Below are 17,062 nucleotides of genomic sequence, written 5' to 3'. Positions count from 1 at the left end.
TAGGAGAAACCTCGTGTCCGTCTATCTGTACCGATGGGGAAGGTTCGCTTTCCGCCGGAAATGGACAGTCATTACCGTCTGGCTCGTCATGTTCGTGCTCCTAGTGGGCCTGGGCGCAGAGTTCAGCAAGCCGATGTCCAACAACTTCAGCGCGCCGAACCTCCCGTCCGAACGTGCTAACGAGATTCTCGACAAGCACTTCCCCGGCGCGTCCCAGGGCTTCAAGTTCGACTCGGTCACCGGCAGCTATGTCATCGCCGCGCCCGCGGGCCAGAAGCTGACCGACCCGGCGAACCGCGCGGCGCTGGAAGCGTTCGTCGTCAAGCTCGGCCAGCTCGACATCGTTGATCACAATAAGCCGCTCTACAACCCGGTCGAGGCGGCCGAGATGATGGGCTGCCTGGCTACCCCCGATCCGGTGCAGTGCGGTGGCGCTCCGCTGAATGTGCTCAGCAAGACCGCACCGGAGACCGTGGGGCTGATCAACGTCCCGTTCACGATCAAGAAGGCCGCCGATGTGACCGACCGGGATCGTGACGTGGCATACGACGTTGCCGCCGACGCGCGTAACGCCGGGCTCACGGTCGAGGTGAGCGGCACGATTGTGCAGAAGCAAGAGGATCCCAGCGGCACGTCCGAAATGATCGGCATGGCCGTTGCGCTCGTCGTGATGGTCGTGACCTTCGGAGCGATCGTCGCCGCGTTCGTGCCGATCGTGACAGCGATCGTCGGCCTCGCCGCGGCCACCTCGTCGGTCCTGCTCGGCAGCTCGGTGCTCGAGTTCCCCAGCTTCACCACGTTCCTCGCCGCGATGATCGGCATCGCGCTCTCGATCGACTACGCGCTGTTCATCGTGTCCAGGTACAAGCACGAACTGGCGGTGCAAAACTCGCCAGAGGATGCCGCAGGCACCGCGCTCGGCACGGCCGGTTCCGCGGTGGTGTTCGCCGGTCTGACGGTCATCATCGCGCTGGCCGGCCTCGGCATCGTCGGCGTGAAGTTCATGACCTTCATGGGCCTGGGTGGCGCGATCGCCGCCGGTTTCGCCGTACTCACCGCGATCACACTGATGCCTGCACTACTCGGCGCGCTCGGCAACCGGCTGTTCACACCGAAGCTGCCGATGATTGCCCAGCACGACTCCGAGGACGAGACCTCGGTCACCCTCGGCATGCGTTTCGGCCGATTGATCAGCCGAGCGCCGTGGGTCGCGCTGACCCTGAGCGTCGTCGTACTCGGCGCGCTCGCCGCCCCCGCGGCCAGCCTGAACCTCGCCTTGCCCGGCGACGACAGCATGCCGAAGACCTCGACCATGCGTAAAGCCTATGAGCTGCGCACCGAAGCCTTCGGCGAGGGCAGCAATGGCGTACTGAGCGTGGTCGCGGACATGAGCGGCGTGCCCGCCGAGAAACGGGAGTCGGCGGTCAAGGCGCTGCGCGACAAACTCGCGTCCTATTCCGGCATGGACTACGTGAGTGAGCCGCAGTGGAGTGAGGACCAGCAGGGTGTGCTGTTGGATGGCGTGCCGAAGTCCGGGCCCAACCACCAGGCCACCAAGGACCTGGTGGCTGATGCCAGGAAGGCAGAAGCCCAGCTGAAGGCCGACTATGGCATCGAATACGGCATCACCGGCACCACGGCGATCTACGCCGACATCGACCAATTGCTGCTCAGCAAGATCGTGCCTTACCTGGTTATCGTGGCGGGCGCGGCTTTCGTCCTGCTGATCCTGGTGTTCCGGTCGATCCTGGTGCCGCTCACTGCGGCGCTCGGGTTCTTGCTGTCGATGGGCGCAACCTTCGGCGCGACCGTGCTGATCTTCCAGCAGGGCAAGCTCGGCCTGGTCGATGATCCGCATCCACTGGTCAGCTTCATGCCGATCATGCTGATCGGACTGATGTTCGGACTCGCGATGGACTACCAGGTCTTCCTGGTGACCCGGATGCGCGAGGAGTTCGTGCACGGCAAATCGCCGACAGAGGCGATGGTCTCCGGCTACAGCCACAGCGTGCGCGTTGTGACCGCGGCGGCGATCATCATGATCTCGGTGTTCGGCTCGTTCCTGATGGAAGTCGACGTCACGGCGAAGGTGTTCGGCTTCGCTCTGGCAGCGGGCGTGCTGCTGGACGCGTTCATCGTCCGCATGGTGCTGATTCCGGCGCTGCTGGTGATCATGGGCAAATGGTCGTGGTGGATGCCGAAGTGGCTCGACGACATCCTGCCCGACATCGACGTCGAAGGCTCGAAGCTGCGTGAGCTGCAGCAGCGTTCGCCCGAGACGGCCACGGAGCCGGTCGGCGTCAGCTGATCCGAGAACCGTCGCTCGGCCCTGCACCCGGACCTCGGGTGCAGGGCCGTGTGCGGTCACCAGCACTGGTTGGTCAGCGGGAAGAAGTCGCGGGAGTCGATTTCGCAAATGCAGGCGGCCGCCGGTGCCTCGACGCGCCCGATCAGCGGTTTCGCATCGGCCGGCCAACTTTCCCGGCACACTGCCCCGCGCCGCGATGTGCACATGCAATTCTGGAGTCGGAGATATACCAGCCGAACAAACATGCAGAACGCAAATGATGTGCATGTGCACAAGAAGAGCAAGGTGACGGTGCCCACGAATATGAACAAGCTGGGTATCCGCCTCGATCCGCACCGGCGCGAAATCGCCGCTCGCATCGCGGCAATGATCTCCGAGGTAGACCCTGAGCTCAACGAGATCTCCGCCGACCTCACCCACCTGTACCGAGCGCAAATCCCGGTCTACGACCAGGTCGATCCCGCATCGATCGAGCACAACACCCGAGCTGTGCTACGCATCATCGTCCGACAACTCGGCGGCGGCTCGGCATACACCGGCTTCGACGAACTCGCGGCGCTGGCGCGCATATGGGCCGACCAGCAGATCCCGCTCGACCTCGTCGCCCACAGCATCCAGATCGGCGCTCGCCGAATCTTCGACATCGTTCGGCAGCGAGCCACCGCCGCAGCGGTACCGGCCACCGTAATCGACGAAATGCAGGACCTCACCTGGGAATTGGCAACCACATCGGCCACCGCCGTGCACCTGGTCCTGCAGGAACAGGCCGTCGCCGGAGCCACCCGACGCGCCGACTTCCTGCGCCGCCTCCTCGATGGCAGCCTGCCGCCGGCGGTACTGGCCACCGAAGCCCGCGATCACCGGCTCGACCCCAGCCACCGCTACCGAATCGCCTGTGCTGCATGGGATGACACACCCGCAGCCTCCGATCTGCTGGCCACCTTGCGCACCCGCGCGGCGACGGCGAAACTCCCCGTCATCGACACCGTCATCGACCATCACCTCGTCGCACTACTCCCCCGCACACCCGACGGCTTGACACAACCGGGACCAATCGCACTCGGCCCCGCCGTCCCACCGACCGACGCCACCACCTCCTACCACCACGCCCGCCAGGCCCTCGAGATCGCGACCCGCTACGGCCGTACCGGCTTGGTTGACCTGTCCTCGCTCGGGCCGCTGCCGCTACTCCAATGCGCAGCCGATGCCGCGTCCCTCCTCACCGCCAAACACCTCACCCCACTGCGCAACCAGGGCGATTCCGGAGCTGAGATCCTGACCGCAGTCCAAACCTTCCTCGACTGTGACCGCCGCATCGACGAAACAGCCGCCAGACTGTACGTACACCGCAACACAGTCCGAAACCGACTCACCCGCTTCACCGAACTCACCGGATTGGACCTAGACCGAACCAACGATCTGGTAGTGACGTGGTGGCTGCTGAACCGCGAAACCCTATAGCGCGGAACGCCGACTGAGGGCCTACCCCCAGCAACTCCAGGCATTTGGCGGTCGCCCCTCTCGCTGAATCGCGCTCGCTAGGTGATCCCGAAGCGCCTTCCCGATAGCTCGGTCGTCCCGGTCCGACGGGGATAGGCTGGTCGTTAACGAAGAGTTACCGCGTGTCACCTGTTGCCGGGGAATGCGCTGTCGGATGGTGTGCAGCCGATGAGCGAGGATGATCCGTTCCGGACACTTCGTGACGTGCCCGAGCCTGTCACGGAGGAACTGGCTGCGGCTGGGTTCGCCGATGCCGAGGAGATCGGTCAAGGCGGGTTCGGTGTGGTCTATCGCTGCACGCAGGCGGAACTGGACCGGACGGTGGCGGTGAAGGTTTTGACCGCCGAACTGGACACAGAGAACCAGGCCCGGTTTTTCCGGGAGCAGCAGGCGATGGGCCGACTGACCGGACATCCGAATATCGTCACGGTGCTGCAGGCGGGCACCACGGCGAGCGGACGGCCCTATCTGGTTATGCCGTATCACCCGCTGGGCTCCCTGGATGCGCAGATCCGCCGACAGGGTCCGCTGCCGCCGCAGAGCGTGTTGTGGATCGGGGTGAAAATCGCCGGAGCGCTGGAGACCGCGCACCGGTTGGGCATCGTGCATCGCGACGTGAAGCCCGGAAACATCCTGCTCACCGATTACGACGAGCCAGCCTTGACCGACTTCGGCATCGCACGGATCACCGGCGGATTCCAAACAACCGCGGGCACCCTGACCGGGTCCCCAGCGTTCACCGCCCCGGAGGTCCTCGAAGGCCACGCTCCAGGCCCGGCTGGCGACGTCTACGGGTTGGGCGCCACCTTGTTCTGTGCGCTGACCGGACACGCCGCATTCGAACGGCATAGCGGCGAAAACGTGGTGACCCAATTCCTGCGGATCACTACCGAACCCATACCGGACCTGCGCGAGTACGGCATCGCCGAGGACGTATCCACGCTGGTAGCCACGGCGATGACCCGCGAACCAGGCAAGCGGCCGTCAGCAGCGGCGCTGGGGGAAGCACTCCGGCAGGCACAACGCCGCCACGGATTCAGCGTCGAGGAGATGGCGTTACATCCGGAACCGGCGCGCGAGCACCAAGACCCCAAGCCCGCCACACGGGGGTGGCGCCCGGCGATCGTCCGGGTGGGTCGCCGCAGCGCCGGTACTCTGCCGCTGGAGTTGACCAGCTTCGTCGACCGTCGCACCGAGCTGGCGGAGACGAAGAATCTGCTGGCCTCGACGCGATTGGTGACGTTGACCGGGATCGGCGGAGTCGGCAAAACCCGGCTGGCGTTGCGGGCAGCGGCGACCGCGCGACGAGATTTCTCCGATGGGGTGTGGCTGGTCGAACTGGGCGACGTCTCCGACCCGTCGCTGCTGCTCGACGTGACAGCGGCCACCCTCGGGTTGCGCGACGATCCAGCGCGGCCGCTGTCGGAAGTCGTAGTCGAATTTCTATTCACGCGCAAAGCGCTACTAGTATTGGACAACTGCGAACAGGTGGTCGCCGCCGTGGCGCAGCTGATCGACACCCTGCTGCGGACCTGTCCGCATCTGCGGATCCTGGCCACCAGCCGTGAACCTCTGGATATCGCCGGGGAGGCGGTGCTGCGGGTGCCGCCGCTGACCGTGCCGGACCCGGAAAGGTCGTCGCTGCCCGGACTGCCCAAATATGACGCGGTGACATTGTTCGTCGACCGCGCGACCGCGGTCGTACCGGGTTTCGAACTCAACGACGACAACAAGGCAACCGTGGCCCGCATCTGCGCCCGGCTCGACGGATTACCACTGGCAATCGAGCTCGCCGCAGCCCGGATACGCACAATGTCGACCGATCAGATCCTGCAGCGCCTCGACGACCGGTACACGCTGCTGACCCGCGCCATCCGCACCGCCCCAACGCGGCAACAAACCCTGCAATGGTGCATCGACTGGAGCTATCAATTGTGTACTCCGACCGAGCAGCAGCTGTGGGCACGACTGTCGGTATTCACCGGAGGCTTCGAACTCGATGCCGCCGAACAGATTTGCGGCACCGATCCGGCTCCGGACAGCCCGCTCGACGTGCTGTCCGCCCTCGTGGACAAGTCGGTCCTGATCCGGGACGGATCCGATGCCGTGGTGCGGTTCCGAATGCTGGAGACGGTGCAGGATTACGGTCGGCGCAAACTACGGGAGTCCGGCCAGGATCAGCTGACGCGGCGCTGGCACCGCGACTGGTACCACCAGTTGGCACTGAATGCGGAGGCCGAATGGATCAGCGACCGCCAACTCTATTGGGTCGCCAGGCTCGAACGCGAACTGCCGAACCTACGCGATGCGCTCGAACACTGCCTGGCCGAGAATACCGAGGAAGCGGCCGAAGCCGGACTACAGACCGTTGCCGCACTGTATATGTTCTGGAGTTTTCCGGGTCTGTACAGCGAAGGTCGGCGCTGGATCGACCGCCTTCTGAACCACACTGCCCGGCAATCCATACCCGACCGCGTCAAAGCGCTCTATGCAGGCTGCCTCTTGGCGGCGATGCAGGGCGATTTATCGGCGGCGGCGGTCCTCGCGGAGCACGGGCGCGTGCTTGCCGAACAGGACCCCATCCCGATGACCCAAGCGCTGATCGCCGACGCCAACGGCGCAGTAGCACTCTATCGCGGTGAGCTTGCTCGCGCGTTCTCCTACCTCGAACGCGCCGTCGAAGTGCTCGGCTCGAATCGGCGAGGGTATCTGTATCTCGCAGCATTGACCAAGCTCGGTTGGGCGCACGAACTGGCTGGTGATACGAAACGGGCGATCGAGTATTACCAGCGAGTGCTTGCCATCACCGAAGCGTGCGGCGAATCGCTCTTCCAGGCGACGGCGTTATGGGCCATGGGGGTTGCTTTCTGGCAGCAAGGTGACCGGGCTCGGACAACTCAGCTGCTCGAGAATGCACTGCGCGTCAACCGGCGAATGCGCAGCCCGGTCGTCGCCGCGGTGAGTCTCGAGGCGCTGGCTTGGACGGTCTGCTCAGACGACGCCGAGCGTGCGGCCGTACTTATGGGAGCCGCGCAAGAATTGGACCGGTCCGTGGGTGACGTTGCGAGCATCGTCCCAATCATGCGGCAGCATCACGACGAAAGTGCCCGACTTACGCGATCCGCTCTTGGGTCGCGCGGATTCGAATCGGCCCTCCGGCACGGCCAAGCGATGAGTATGGACGAAGCCGTAGCCTACGCACTCGGCGAGCAACCGCCCGACAAAAAGCTCACGTCGGGTCCCTTCGCTGAGCTGACCAAGCGTGAGCGGCAGGTCGCCGATCGCATCGCCCAAGGCCGCACCAACAAGCAGATCGCCGCCGAACTGGTGATCTCCCAACGCACCGCAGAGGGCCACGTGGAGCACATCCTCACAAAACTCGGATTCACCTCTCGCGCGCAGATCGCAGCCTGGGTGGCAGCAGGCGCCGAACCACAAAATCATTGACCTCCGGTCAAAGACCTAGGAATTGTGCAGCGATGCCTTCAGGCCGTCGACGAAGCCATCTCTGGACCGGGCGGATACGCGATCCAGAGATAGAAACGGATTGAGGTCTTCCAACTCGACCTGCAGCAACTCGCCGTCGCCGGTGCGCCAGGCGTCGACACGTTGGATGCCGTGGTCGAGGGTGTTCCCGGGGAGCCCGTCGCCGCCATTCCGCGGAACCCATCTGTCAGCGAGCAGCTCGGCCCCGTCGGGCATCGGCACTCGAATATCGCGCTCCACCACCACATGTCGCGTAATCGGCGGACACAGGTTCAGTTTGCGCTCGACGAGCATGCTGATCAGGTTCATCGGGACAGTGCCGTACGGGCTCACGGTAATCGTCATGACAGATGCGCAACAAAGGCAATCTGTCAGTTAATGCTCGCCGACACCGTGGCTACGGCCATGGCTGGCTACTAGGCGGGCAAGAAGGTCAAGGGCCGCAAACGCCATATCGCTACCGACATCGGCGGACTGCTGCTGGCTGTGGTGGTCGCGGCCGCGTCGATCCAGGACCGTGATGCTGCGCACCGGCTGTTGGTCGCCGTGGCCGCCCGCTTCACACTGTGGCGCTGCTGTTCCCCGATGGCGGCTATGCCGGGCGGCTGAGTCTTCTCAGGCCAGCAGGCACGGCAGCCGTTGTGTCGTCAGTTCCGGCGGACCGGGCCTGTTTGACCCCCAGCGCAGTAGATGATCTGCCCGGTGATGAACCCTGCGTCGGCCGAGGACAGGAAAGCAACCACACCAGCCACATCTTGTGGCTGGCCCATGCGGCCGAGCGCGAAAGCCGAACCGGCCTGCACCAATTGTTCTTCCGACAAGTGCGCGAACGGGCCACTGGCGACGCTTCCGGGGTTGACCGCGTTCACGGTGATTCGGCGGGCGGCGAATTCCAATGCAGCAACCATTGTGATCTGGTCTACGAACGCTTTGGCCCCCGAGTAGAGGCCCATGCCCGGCAGTGGCATAGCGGTGACACCGGAAGAGATGTTGACGATCCGCCCCTCATCGCTGAGGCGGTCTGCGACCGCCTGCATCATGAGGAACGGAGCGCGAGCGTCGACCGCGACCAGCCGGTCGAAATCCGTGAGCGCGGTTTGCGCTATCGACCCCCAATGGGTTATTCCAGCGTTGTTGACGAGTATGTCGAGCCCGCCGAATTCGGCCAGCGTAGCCTCGACGGTCCTGGCCACCGCGGCGGCCTCGCAGAGGTCGGCAGCGATGGCCACCACTCGTCTGCCCCGTGAACGGACTCGCTCGGCCACCGCGTCGGCGGCACCCTCGTCGGTGCGGTAAGTGAATGCGATATCAGCCCCCTCAGCGGCCAGACGACCCACGATGCCCGCACCGATCCCTCGGCTTCCGCCGGTCACCAAAGCAATCTTTCCGGTCAAACTGTCAGCCACGTCCATGCGTCCTTTCTGAGCTCGCAACGGAAATACCGCAAGCGCTATCGAGTACAGTCCTCGGCCGACCCCGACAGAAGGACCAATCGCCTCTGGACCCATACACTGCGAGTATGGATGACGTCGAGATACGCGAAGTGCGCTATTTTCTCGCTGTCGCCGAGGAACTGAACTTCACCAGGGCAGCGCAGCGGCTCGGTATGGCGCAGCCGCCCCTATCAGCGGCGATCGGCAAACTCGAGCGCAAGCTCGGCGTCACTCTGTTCGAGCGCACCAGCCGCCGTGTCACGCTCACCCCGGCGGGAGCGGTGCTGCTCGAACAAGGTCGGCTCGCTGTCGACGGATTGCGTGCAGCGCTGACCCGGACCCGGCGGGCGGGTGCAGACCTCGACCACCTCGTTGTCGCCATCAAACCCAGCGTCGGCACCACACTGGTGGGCACGGTCATGCATAGCTGGGCACAAGACCCTTGCCGGCCCACCGTGCGCGTATTGTTCGGCCATCCGGGAGGTCCCGCTGCCGCGGTCCGTGACGGAGCGGCCGACCTGGCGATTCTGCATGCCCCATTCGACGAGCGAGGCCTGGACTCCGAACTCCTACTCGTCGAACCGCGAGTGGCCGTACTATCCGCACACCACCCGCTGGCCCGTCGCCGTGTCCTGCACCGTGGCGACTTGGCAGGCGAGAAGATGCCGCACTGGGGTGGTGCGCCCGACCCGACCGCAGCAGCCTACTGGGCCGGCGCCGACACCCCACCAACACCGCTGCATCAGGTCACCACCTACCACATTGACGGTTTCGGTGATGCGGGCCCGCCGGAGGGCCCTGAAATCAACAGCATCGATCAACTCCTCGACGCGGTCGCTTTGCATGATGCCGTTGCCTACGTGCCCGCATCGTTTGCCGACCAACACCAGCGTCCAGAACTGGCCTTCATACCGGTCAGCGATCTCAGCCCGAGCAAGACAGTCGCAGCCTGGCCCGATAACTGCCGGTCGCTCATGGTCGCGGACTTCGTACAGGCCACCCTCGCTGCCGCGCAGTAGCCACGGAATACCCAGGTGAGCACTGACCACCTCCGATCCCACCATTCCCAGCAAGACCCTCTCGCCAACATGGTGCCCACGGAGACCCGGACGGGAGTTCTCAGACGTGTCAGATCTCGAGCCTTTCGTCCTCAGTGACGGCCGAGTCGCACACGCAGAATCGTCGGCGATGCGTCTTGCCGGAGTTCGTTGACCAGCACAGCTGGGACATCGACTCTGCCACACCATGCCAGCCAGAATCGACCTCCCGAAACTCGATGTAGCGGCCGACCACCCACAAAACTATCGATAACATCAATGTCAATTCATTGACGTTTCTGTAGAATAACCGACACGGCCGTTGGGTCGAAAGGTTCAGGTGTGGTTACCAGCCACATCCCGGCAGAGACGAGATCGGGACAGCATCATGGCGCAGCCACTTCAGCACCCAGCCAGCTGGACCAGGGCGATCCGGGCGGCACATCCTCATCCGCCCGAAACCGGCTCCACACCAGACCGGACCCGACATCGACGAATCTCACGAAAGTCAGGCAATCCGGGTCCTGCGGTCGCCACCCCGCAGGGCCGGGCAGGCGGCGAAGACGTCCCGCAAGGCGACGGTGGCGGCATCGACTGCAGTGGCAGGGACACTCTCGAAGAGCGCATCGTGCGCGGCCGCGTTCACCAGCACCGCACGCTCGGCCAACGCGACACCCTGCCGCGTCAGCCGCAGCCATGCACTGCGGGCATCATCCGGATCCCCTTCTCGCTCAACCAGTTCCCGCGAAACCAGACGATGGGTGACATTGGTCGTGCCCCCCGTGGAGAGCATCAGCGAGCGCGCGAGCTGGTTCGGCTTCAGCCGATAGGGCGCACCGGCCCGGCGAAGTGCCACGAGTACGTCGAATTCCGCGGCCGTCAGTCCGAGGTCGGCGAGTTCGCTCCGCATCATGCCGTTCAGCACTTCAGCGAAGAACATGACTCGCTTGATCAACTCCGAAGAGGAGTTCAACACGCTGGGGAGTTCCTCGCGCCACTGCCCCAACCAGGCTTCGACGGGATCGGTTGCATCCATGCCTTGAGTCTAGATCACTATCGGTATAGCTTTATGAAAAGCTTTTACTAAAGAAAGAGGTGCCGAATGTCGGACCAACGTCTTCTCATCCGCAACGGCTATGTCATCGACGTCGACCCCGCGCCGGTGGCCCGGCCCGCCACCGACGTCCTGATCGAAGGCGATCGAATCGCCGCGGTCGGAACCCAACTCCCGGCAGACGGCGCGGAGATCATCGACGCCACGGACCGGATCGTCCTGCCCGGGTTCGTCGATACCCACCGGCATGCCTGGCAGTCGGTGCTTCGATGCTCGACCGTTGGCGCGGACCTGCACACCTACCTCGCGCAAGTGCTCGGACAGTTCGGCCCCCGATTCCGGCCCGACGACGTGCATGCCGCGACCGTGGCCGGGGCGCTGGAATGCCTCGATGCCGGTGTCACGACGCTGATGGACTACTCACACGCGCTGCACACGCCCGCGCACGCCGACGCAGCCATCGACGCCCTGCAGATCTCCGGTCTCCGTGCGGTTTTCGGCTACGGCTTCCCGCTGCACGGGCTTCGCAACGCGGCCGACGTGCGCCGGATCCGGTCCGGACTCCTGGCCGATGACCACGCACGCGTCACCATGGCACTCGCCCCGCTCGGCCCATCGTTCGCCCCGATCGACGCAGTTGCCGAGGATTGGCACTTGGCCGACGAACTCGGGCTGGGTTTGACGATTCACGTCGCCAGCACCCCGATCGCTCCGCGTCCGATCGCCGCCCTGCAAGACAGCGGCCTGTTGCGTGGAAACACGCTGTACGTGCACGGCAACTCGCTCGACGACGAGGAGCTGAAGCTGATCGCGGACTCGGGCGGCGCCGCTTGCGCCGCACCCGCCGTCGAGGCCGCGATGGGCAACGGGGCGCCGATCGCCGGCCGTATGCGGCGAGCCGGGGTCGTCACCAGCTTCGGCGTTGACGCGGTGACCTCAGTTCCCGGCGACATGTTCTCGGTGATGCGGGCTGCGGTGCTGGCGAGCCAGATCGCCGACGAGGTGCCGCTCACCGCTGGGGATGTGCTCCGTATGGCGACGTTGGACGGTGCCGCGGCCCTTGGGCTAGCCGACCGGACCGGTTCACTGCGCCCCGGCAAGCAAGCCGACATCATCATGCTGCGACTGGACGACATCAACCTGCTCACCGCCGAGCACGACCCGGTCTCAGCCGTGCTGTCGGCGCACCCGGGCAACGTGGACACCGTCATGGTCGGAGGGCAATTGGTGAAGGCCGCAGGTCGTCTCGTCCGCGGCGATGTCGCCCGGACGGCTGCGGCAGCACGGGCTTCCGCCGCCGCCGTGGCCAATCCCTGACCGGCCATCGAAGCCGACGAATCATCCATTCCCACAACACAAACCAGTAGTAAGGAGCCAAGAGATGACTACCCGTCTAGAAGGCAGGGTCGCGGTCGTGACCGGCGCCGGTGCCGGTATCGGGCGCACGATCGCACAGAAGTTGTCGGAGGAAGGAGCCGACATCGCCGTTGCCGACATCAACCCGGCCGACGAGACCAAAGCCCTCGTCGTAGCGAACGGCAGGCGGTTCTTCAGCGCCCAGTGCGATGTGTCGGACGAGGCCGCAGTCAATGCCTTTGCGGCACAGGTCAAACAGGAGTTCGGGCCGGTCGACATCGTCGTCAACAACGCGGCTATCGCCAAGTTGCTCGACTTCGAGAACACCAGTTTCGATACCTGGCGTCAGATCTTCTCCACAAACGTGAACAGCGCCTTTCTGACCACGAAAGCATTTCTCGACGACGTCAAGAACTCTCCGTACGGCCGAGTGATCCATATGTCCTCGACGAGCTACTGGGAGAGCCCGCCCAGCTTCGTCGCGTATGTGTCCGCCAAAGGCGCAATCAACGGATTCACCCACGCGCTGGCAACCGATCTCGCCCGGTACGACGTCACGGTCAACGCCGTCGCCCCCAGCGTGGTCCGCACGCCCACGACGACGAGCCTGCTGAGCGAGGAGTTCTTCGACCACCACATGCAGTTCCAGAACTTGAAGCGACAGCAGACCCAGGAAGACGTCGCCAACCTTGTGGCATTCCTGGCCTCCGATGAAGCCTCCTTCATCACCGGCCAGATCCTCGCCGTCGACGGTGGTTTGACTCGTCGGTGACGGAAACCTCGCATTGGGAACGTGCCCCAGGGCGACATGACCGATGATGCTGGTGGGTGCGCACTGCGGACCTACCAGCATCGGCTGTTTCCGCAACTGATCACGCGATTACGCAGAGGTTCAGACCTCGGATCCCAGTCGGCCTATCAAAGACGCGACCTGCGCCCGGGAATGGAATCCGAGCTTGTTGAGGATGTTCTGCACATGGGACTCCACCGTGCGGGTCGAAAGCACCAGGTCCGCCGCGATCTCCCGGTTGCTCAGTCCGTTGGCGAGCAACTCGGCGACCCGGCGCTCACGCCGGGTAAGGACTGCCAGCGGATCCTCGAGGCCGCTCGGCACCGGTTCGGATTTCGCCTCCGGCGAGGTAGCAACCTCCCAAACCGCGTCCTGAGGTTTGCGCAGACTCCCGGCCCTGGCGGCCGCCTCGAATCGCGCGTCCCCAAGTCCAGCTCGAACGATCGTCTCGACCTTGCCCTTGACCAGGAGTTCACTGAACCGATAGGGCATCATCCGGCGCGGTCCGGTCTCCCATATCGAGCCTGCCGTACCCAGCAGTCGCGCCGCCCTGGTGAAATCGCCGGAAAGTGCCGCCACCCATGCCAGACCGTCCAGGCACAAGGCCACGCCGGTCTGGTGACATAGCTGCTCGAAGACCGTCAACGCTTCCAGAAAACAGGGCGGGGCCGTGTCCGGTTCGTCTCGGCGACAGCGCACCAGCCCGTTGATCCATAGCGCGTAAGCCCGCCACAACTGTGCCTTCTCGGATTCGAGAAAGCCAAGCGCCTCCGCCGCGAAATCCGCCGCGGCGGCATCGCCGGAGGCGAATGCCATCGATGAGACATAGAACAGTGCCTCTCCGGTGATTGTTGGCCGACCGACCCTGCGTCCGGCCACAACCGCATCCCTGGCGTGCCGGAATGCGGCAGGCGCGTCCCCGGACACGAAGTCCGCTCCAACCACACATAGCAACAATGCGGCGTCGAGCCAAGGCATGGCCAGCTTCTCGGCCAGTGCACGGCACTCTGCCATGGTCCGATCCGCGCTCGCTGTATCGGCCATCCACATTTCCATGCATGCGCACACCCACAGCGCCTCCGCGCGTTCCTCGGACGGCTCGGGACTGTCAGCCAGCGCTTTTCGCAACCACTGGTAGCCCTCCCGCAGGACGCCCGGGGAAGCCCAATACAACCGAAGGCTCGAGGCGATACGCAGAACGACCCGGGGCTCGCCGAGTTCGGCCAGATACCACTGCATAGCCAACCGGAGATTGGCATGGTTACGACCGACCTCCCGGAACCATGCGATTTCCCGCTCACTGAAGTAGTCGTCGTAACCGCGAAACGCCAGTGCCGCGAAGTACCGCGCATGTGCGAGTCGCAGAGCGCTCACCTCGCCGATGGCTGCGAGATGCTCGAGGCCGTATTCGCGGACGGTTTCGAGCATGGAGAAACGAGCGGATCCGGGAGTGCGCTGCAGGATCGACTTGTCCACCAGGTCAGCGAGCAAATCGAACATAGCAATCCGGGGCAACCGGTCGTCGGAACAAACGCCCTCGGCGGCGGCAAGGTCGAATCCCCCGGCAAAGACCGACAGCCGCGCCCACATCAACTGCTCGCTCGGTGAGCACAGGGCGAAACTCCAGCCGATAGTCGCTTTCAGTGCCCGGTGACGCGTAGGCGCCGATCGCGGACCCGTGGTGAGCACGTCCAGCGCCCGGCCAACTCGGGCAAGGATCTCCTCGACCGGGTAGGCCCGCAGCCGCGCCGCGGCCAGCTCGATCGCCAGCGGGATGCCGTCCAGGCGTCGGCAGAGTTCGATCACCGACCGATGGAACCCGACGTCCGCCGGTAGCTCGGGAACTACGGCGGCCGCACGGTCGAGGAAGAGTTCAACGGCTTCGGAAGACACCCTGCCAGGCTCGACCCGGTCGACCACCTCTTCTGGCAGTGATAACGCGGGAACCTCGAACAGGTGCTCGCCCTCGACGCCCAATACTTGGCGGCTGGTGGTCAGCACCCGCAGTGCCGGAGCGGTTGTGACCAGCCTGCTCAGCACGGTCGCGACCGGCTGGACCAGATGCTCGCAGTTGTCGAGCACCAGCAGCAAATTCTTGTTCCGCAGATATTCGGTCAAACTTTCGAGCGGATCGCCGCTGTTGTTCTCGAGCCCGAGTCGCATCGCGATCTCGACAGCGAGGAGGTCGGCATCACGCAACTGGGCTAGTTCGACCAGCCAGATGCCATCCGGAAAAGCGCGATACGTCTCAGCGGCCACCCTGAGTGCAAGCCGTGTCTTACCTACCCCGCCCGGACCGATCAGGGTCACAATTCGCCCGGACGACAGGCAATGCCGTACCTTCGTCAGCTCCCGTTCCCGCCCGACAAAGCTAGTCACATCGGACGGCAGGTTGCCCACCAACCGTGCTCCCATCACACCGCCGGCACGCCCGCCACCTTCCCGGATCAGACAAGCCGGATTGTTGCTTGGCATTCTAGGTCTGATCCCGATCTTTGAGCAGTGGTTCGAGAGAGCTGATACCCAGGTGTAGTTCGCGGCCGGGAACCCGCGGCCTGGGCCGGTTGGGGGCCCGACCCCTACAGCGTGCCCGCCAGACCGCCATCGACAGGCAACGTCACCGCGTGAATGTAGTCCGCCTCGTCACTGACAAGGAACAAAGCCGCAGTCGCCACATCCTCCGGCGTGCCCAGCCTCCTGGCCGGCTGCTGCTGCATCCAAGCTTGCACCTCAGCAGTGTGGGAGACATTCGCGGTCATGGGAGTGTCGATCGCACCGGGCGCGATCGCGTTCACTCGAATCCCTTGATGGCCGTACCCTGCCGATAGTTGGCGGGTGTATCCGACCACTGCATGTTTGGTGCTCGTGTACGCCGCGCCGCCCCCGCCCCCGAACAGACCTGCCACGGACGCTATGTTCACCACCACTCCCCCACCATTCGCGAGCATGTGCGGAAGTACCGCATTGGTCACGAGGTAGAGACCGGTCAAATTCACAGCCAGCACCGAGTCCCACAACTTCCGGTCGGCCTCCAGCGTCTGTGCGTAGTGGTCGAACACGCCCGCCGTGTTGCTGAGAATGTCGATACGGTTATAGGCGTCCACGGCAGCGGATACAGCCGCCGCGACTGCGTCCTCGTTCGCCACGTCGACAGCCACCCCTACTGCCTTGCCGCCGTCGCTCGTGATCCGGTCCGCCACCTCGCGCGCCCCGGCCCCATCCATATCCGCGACGACCAGCCTGGCACCCTCCTGCGCAAACCGGACCGCCTGCGCCCTACCAATGCCGGAGGCACCACCCGTAACGAATGCCACCTTGCCTTCGAGCTTGCCCATGACAGCTCCTTCCTGCCTACTACGGGCATCAAGCAGCAGTTACTACTGAGCGCTTGCGAGTAAGCCGATCCAGGTGTTGAGAAGCGTGGGGCGAACGGAGGTCGCGAGTGACTGATCTCCAGAAGGCAACGGCCACAGGGCGGACCGCATCTCATGCAACGTCAACAACAATTTTACAATTTAGACAATTATTCTTCAGATAAGTCGATTCAGTGTCAAGAGGTGCGGTTGGTCAATCCACCGCCTGCCCACCTAGCCATTGCACCAATCGGCATGGTGCTGCCGCGTGGGCGGCAAAGGCGGCATGCCGCGCTATAGAGCTCGGACTCGGCCTGGGGTCCGGGGAATTGTGCCGTCACCGCGAATGGTTGGAGGGGCTTGGAATCGCGGTGACGGCACGTCGCACCACCTTCGGCAGGTCGGTGGCGCGAGTCTCGGGGATTTGTTCCACCATCGGCTACGCGGAGGACAGATCGAGATTCAACTGCTCAGAGGAACTCATGTCTTCGCTGAGCAACCCTTTAGGCGGAATCAGAAACCATCTCCAACGTAGAACGAATGCGCGATAACGATCAAGGACCGATACATCCTGTAGAAAACCGCCCACTCGCCAGATCGCACCGACCAGCAATATAGCCAGCTGGACGGCAATTATGAATACGAAAAGCTTCATGGAATCTCATCCCCGGCGGAACGGCTTCTCGCCGGACGATTCTCGCACGGGCAACAATGCACAGTCGGGTCCTGATTTCAGATGGCTTTG

At 64.2% G+C, this 17,062-nt stretch carries 12 protein-coding genes; 7 read left to right on the top strand and 5 right to left on the bottom strand.

Features of this window, described 5'->3' with window-relative positions:
- The first annotated feature begins 13 nt into the window (after window positions 1-13).
- From NP3_RS23920 to NP3_RS23910, 3 genes are all read left to right on the top strand, one after another.
- A complete protein-coding gene (locus NP3_RS23920) occupies window positions 14-2,308 on the top strand; it encodes an MMPL family transporter (protein ID WP_063043842.1) in 2,295 nt (764 codons plus the stop codon).
- Window positions 2,309-2,551: 243 nt separating this feature from the next.
- Window positions 2,552-3,769 carry a PucR family transcriptional regulator gene (locus tag NP3_RS23915; RefSeq protein WP_169814565.1) on the top strand — a complete coding sequence of 406 codons (1,218 nt, stop codon included), beginning with the start codon at window positions 2,552-2,554 and terminating at the stop codon, window positions 3,767-3,769.
- Between the two features lie 207 nt (window positions 3,770-3,976).
- Window positions 3,977-7,255, top strand: coding sequence for a protein kinase domain-containing protein (locus tag NP3_RS23910; protein ID WP_063043840.1), 3,279 nt, complete (start codon window positions 3,977-3,979; stop codon window positions 7,253-7,255).
- 15 nt (window positions 7,256-7,270) lie between these two features.
- On the opposite strand, the gene NP3_RS23905 is transcribed toward NP3_RS23910, so the two are convergent.
- On the bottom strand, window positions 7,271-7,639 hold the full coding sequence (locus tag NP3_RS23905; RefSeq protein WP_157124507.1) for a hypothetical protein: 369 nt from the start codon (window positions 7,637-7,639) through the stop codon (window positions 7,271-7,273).
- A 108-nt stretch (window positions 7,640-7,747) separates the two neighbouring features.
- Here NP3_RS23905 and NP3_RS51580 point away from each other — a divergent pair, with 108 nt between their 5' ends.
- The gene (locus NP3_RS51580; RefSeq protein WP_373864784.1) at window positions 7,748-7,903 is read left to right on the top strand and encodes a hypothetical protein; all 156 of its coding nucleotides are present in this window, start codon (window positions 7,748-7,750) and stop codon (window positions 7,901-7,903) included.
- A 38-nt stretch (window positions 7,904-7,941) separates the two neighbouring features.
- On the opposite strand, the gene NP3_RS23900 is transcribed toward NP3_RS51580, so the two are convergent.
- Window positions 7,942-8,700, bottom strand: a complete 759-nt coding sequence (locus NP3_RS23900; RefSeq protein ID WP_169814564.1) for an SDR family NAD(P)-dependent oxidoreductase — start codon at window positions 8,698-8,700, stop codon at window positions 7,942-7,944.
- A gap of 113 nt (window positions 8,701-8,813) precedes the next feature.
- On the opposite strand from NP3_RS23900, the gene NP3_RS51175 reads away from it, so the two are divergent.
- Window positions 8,814-9,746: a LysR family transcriptional regulator gene (locus NP3_RS51175; protein ID WP_063043837.1), complete on the top strand. Its 933-nt coding sequence runs from the start codon at window positions 8,814-8,816 to the stop codon at window positions 9,744-9,746.
- 526 nt (window positions 9,747-10,272) lie between these two features.
- Here the strand turns inward: NP3_RS51175 and NP3_RS23890 are convergent.
- Window positions 10,273-10,800 carry a MarR family winged helix-turn-helix transcriptional regulator gene (locus tag NP3_RS23890; protein WP_063043836.1) on the bottom strand — a complete coding sequence of 176 codons (528 nt, stop codon included), beginning with the start codon at window positions 10,798-10,800 and terminating at the stop codon, window positions 10,273-10,275.
- A 66-nt stretch (window positions 10,801-10,866) separates the two neighbouring features.
- Here NP3_RS23890 and NP3_RS23885 point away from each other — a divergent pair, with 66 nt between their 5' ends.
- Together NP3_RS23885 and NP3_RS23880 are read left to right on the top strand one after the other, a co-directional pair.
- Complete coding sequence (locus NP3_RS23885; protein WP_063043835.1) at window positions 10,867-12,135, top strand: amidohydrolase family protein; 1,269 nt, start codon at window positions 10,867-10,869, stop codon at window positions 12,133-12,135.
- A 64-nt stretch (window positions 12,136-12,199) separates the two neighbouring features.
- Entirely contained in the window at window positions 12,200-12,946 is a 747-nt protein-coding gene (locus NP3_RS23880; RefSeq protein ID WP_063043834.1) for an SDR family NAD(P)-dependent oxidoreductase, read from the top strand.
- 120 nt (window positions 12,947-13,066) lie between these two features.
- Here NP3_RS23880 and NP3_RS23875 read toward each other — a convergent pair whose 3' ends face one another.
- Window positions 13,067-15,379, bottom strand: coding sequence for a LuxR C-terminal-related transcriptional regulator (locus NP3_RS23875; RefSeq protein ID WP_063824885.1), 2,313 nt, complete (start codon window positions 15,377-15,379; stop codon window positions 13,067-13,069).
- 164 nt (window positions 15,380-15,543) lie between these two features.
- Window positions 15,544-16,299, bottom strand: a complete 756-nt coding sequence (locus NP3_RS23870) for an SDR family NAD(P)-dependent oxidoreductase (protein WP_063043832.1) — start codon at window positions 16,297-16,299, stop codon at window positions 15,544-15,546.
- Window positions 16,300-17,062 lie beyond the last annotated feature (763 nt).

It is taken from the genome of Nocardia pseudovaccinii NBRC 100343 (assembly GCF_001613225.1).
Taxonomy (GTDB): Bacteria; Actinomycetota; Actinomycetes; order Mycobacteriales; family Mycobacteriaceae; genus Nocardia; species Nocardia pseudovaccinii.
This window is presented reverse-complemented; position numbering and strand designations above follow the sequence as displayed.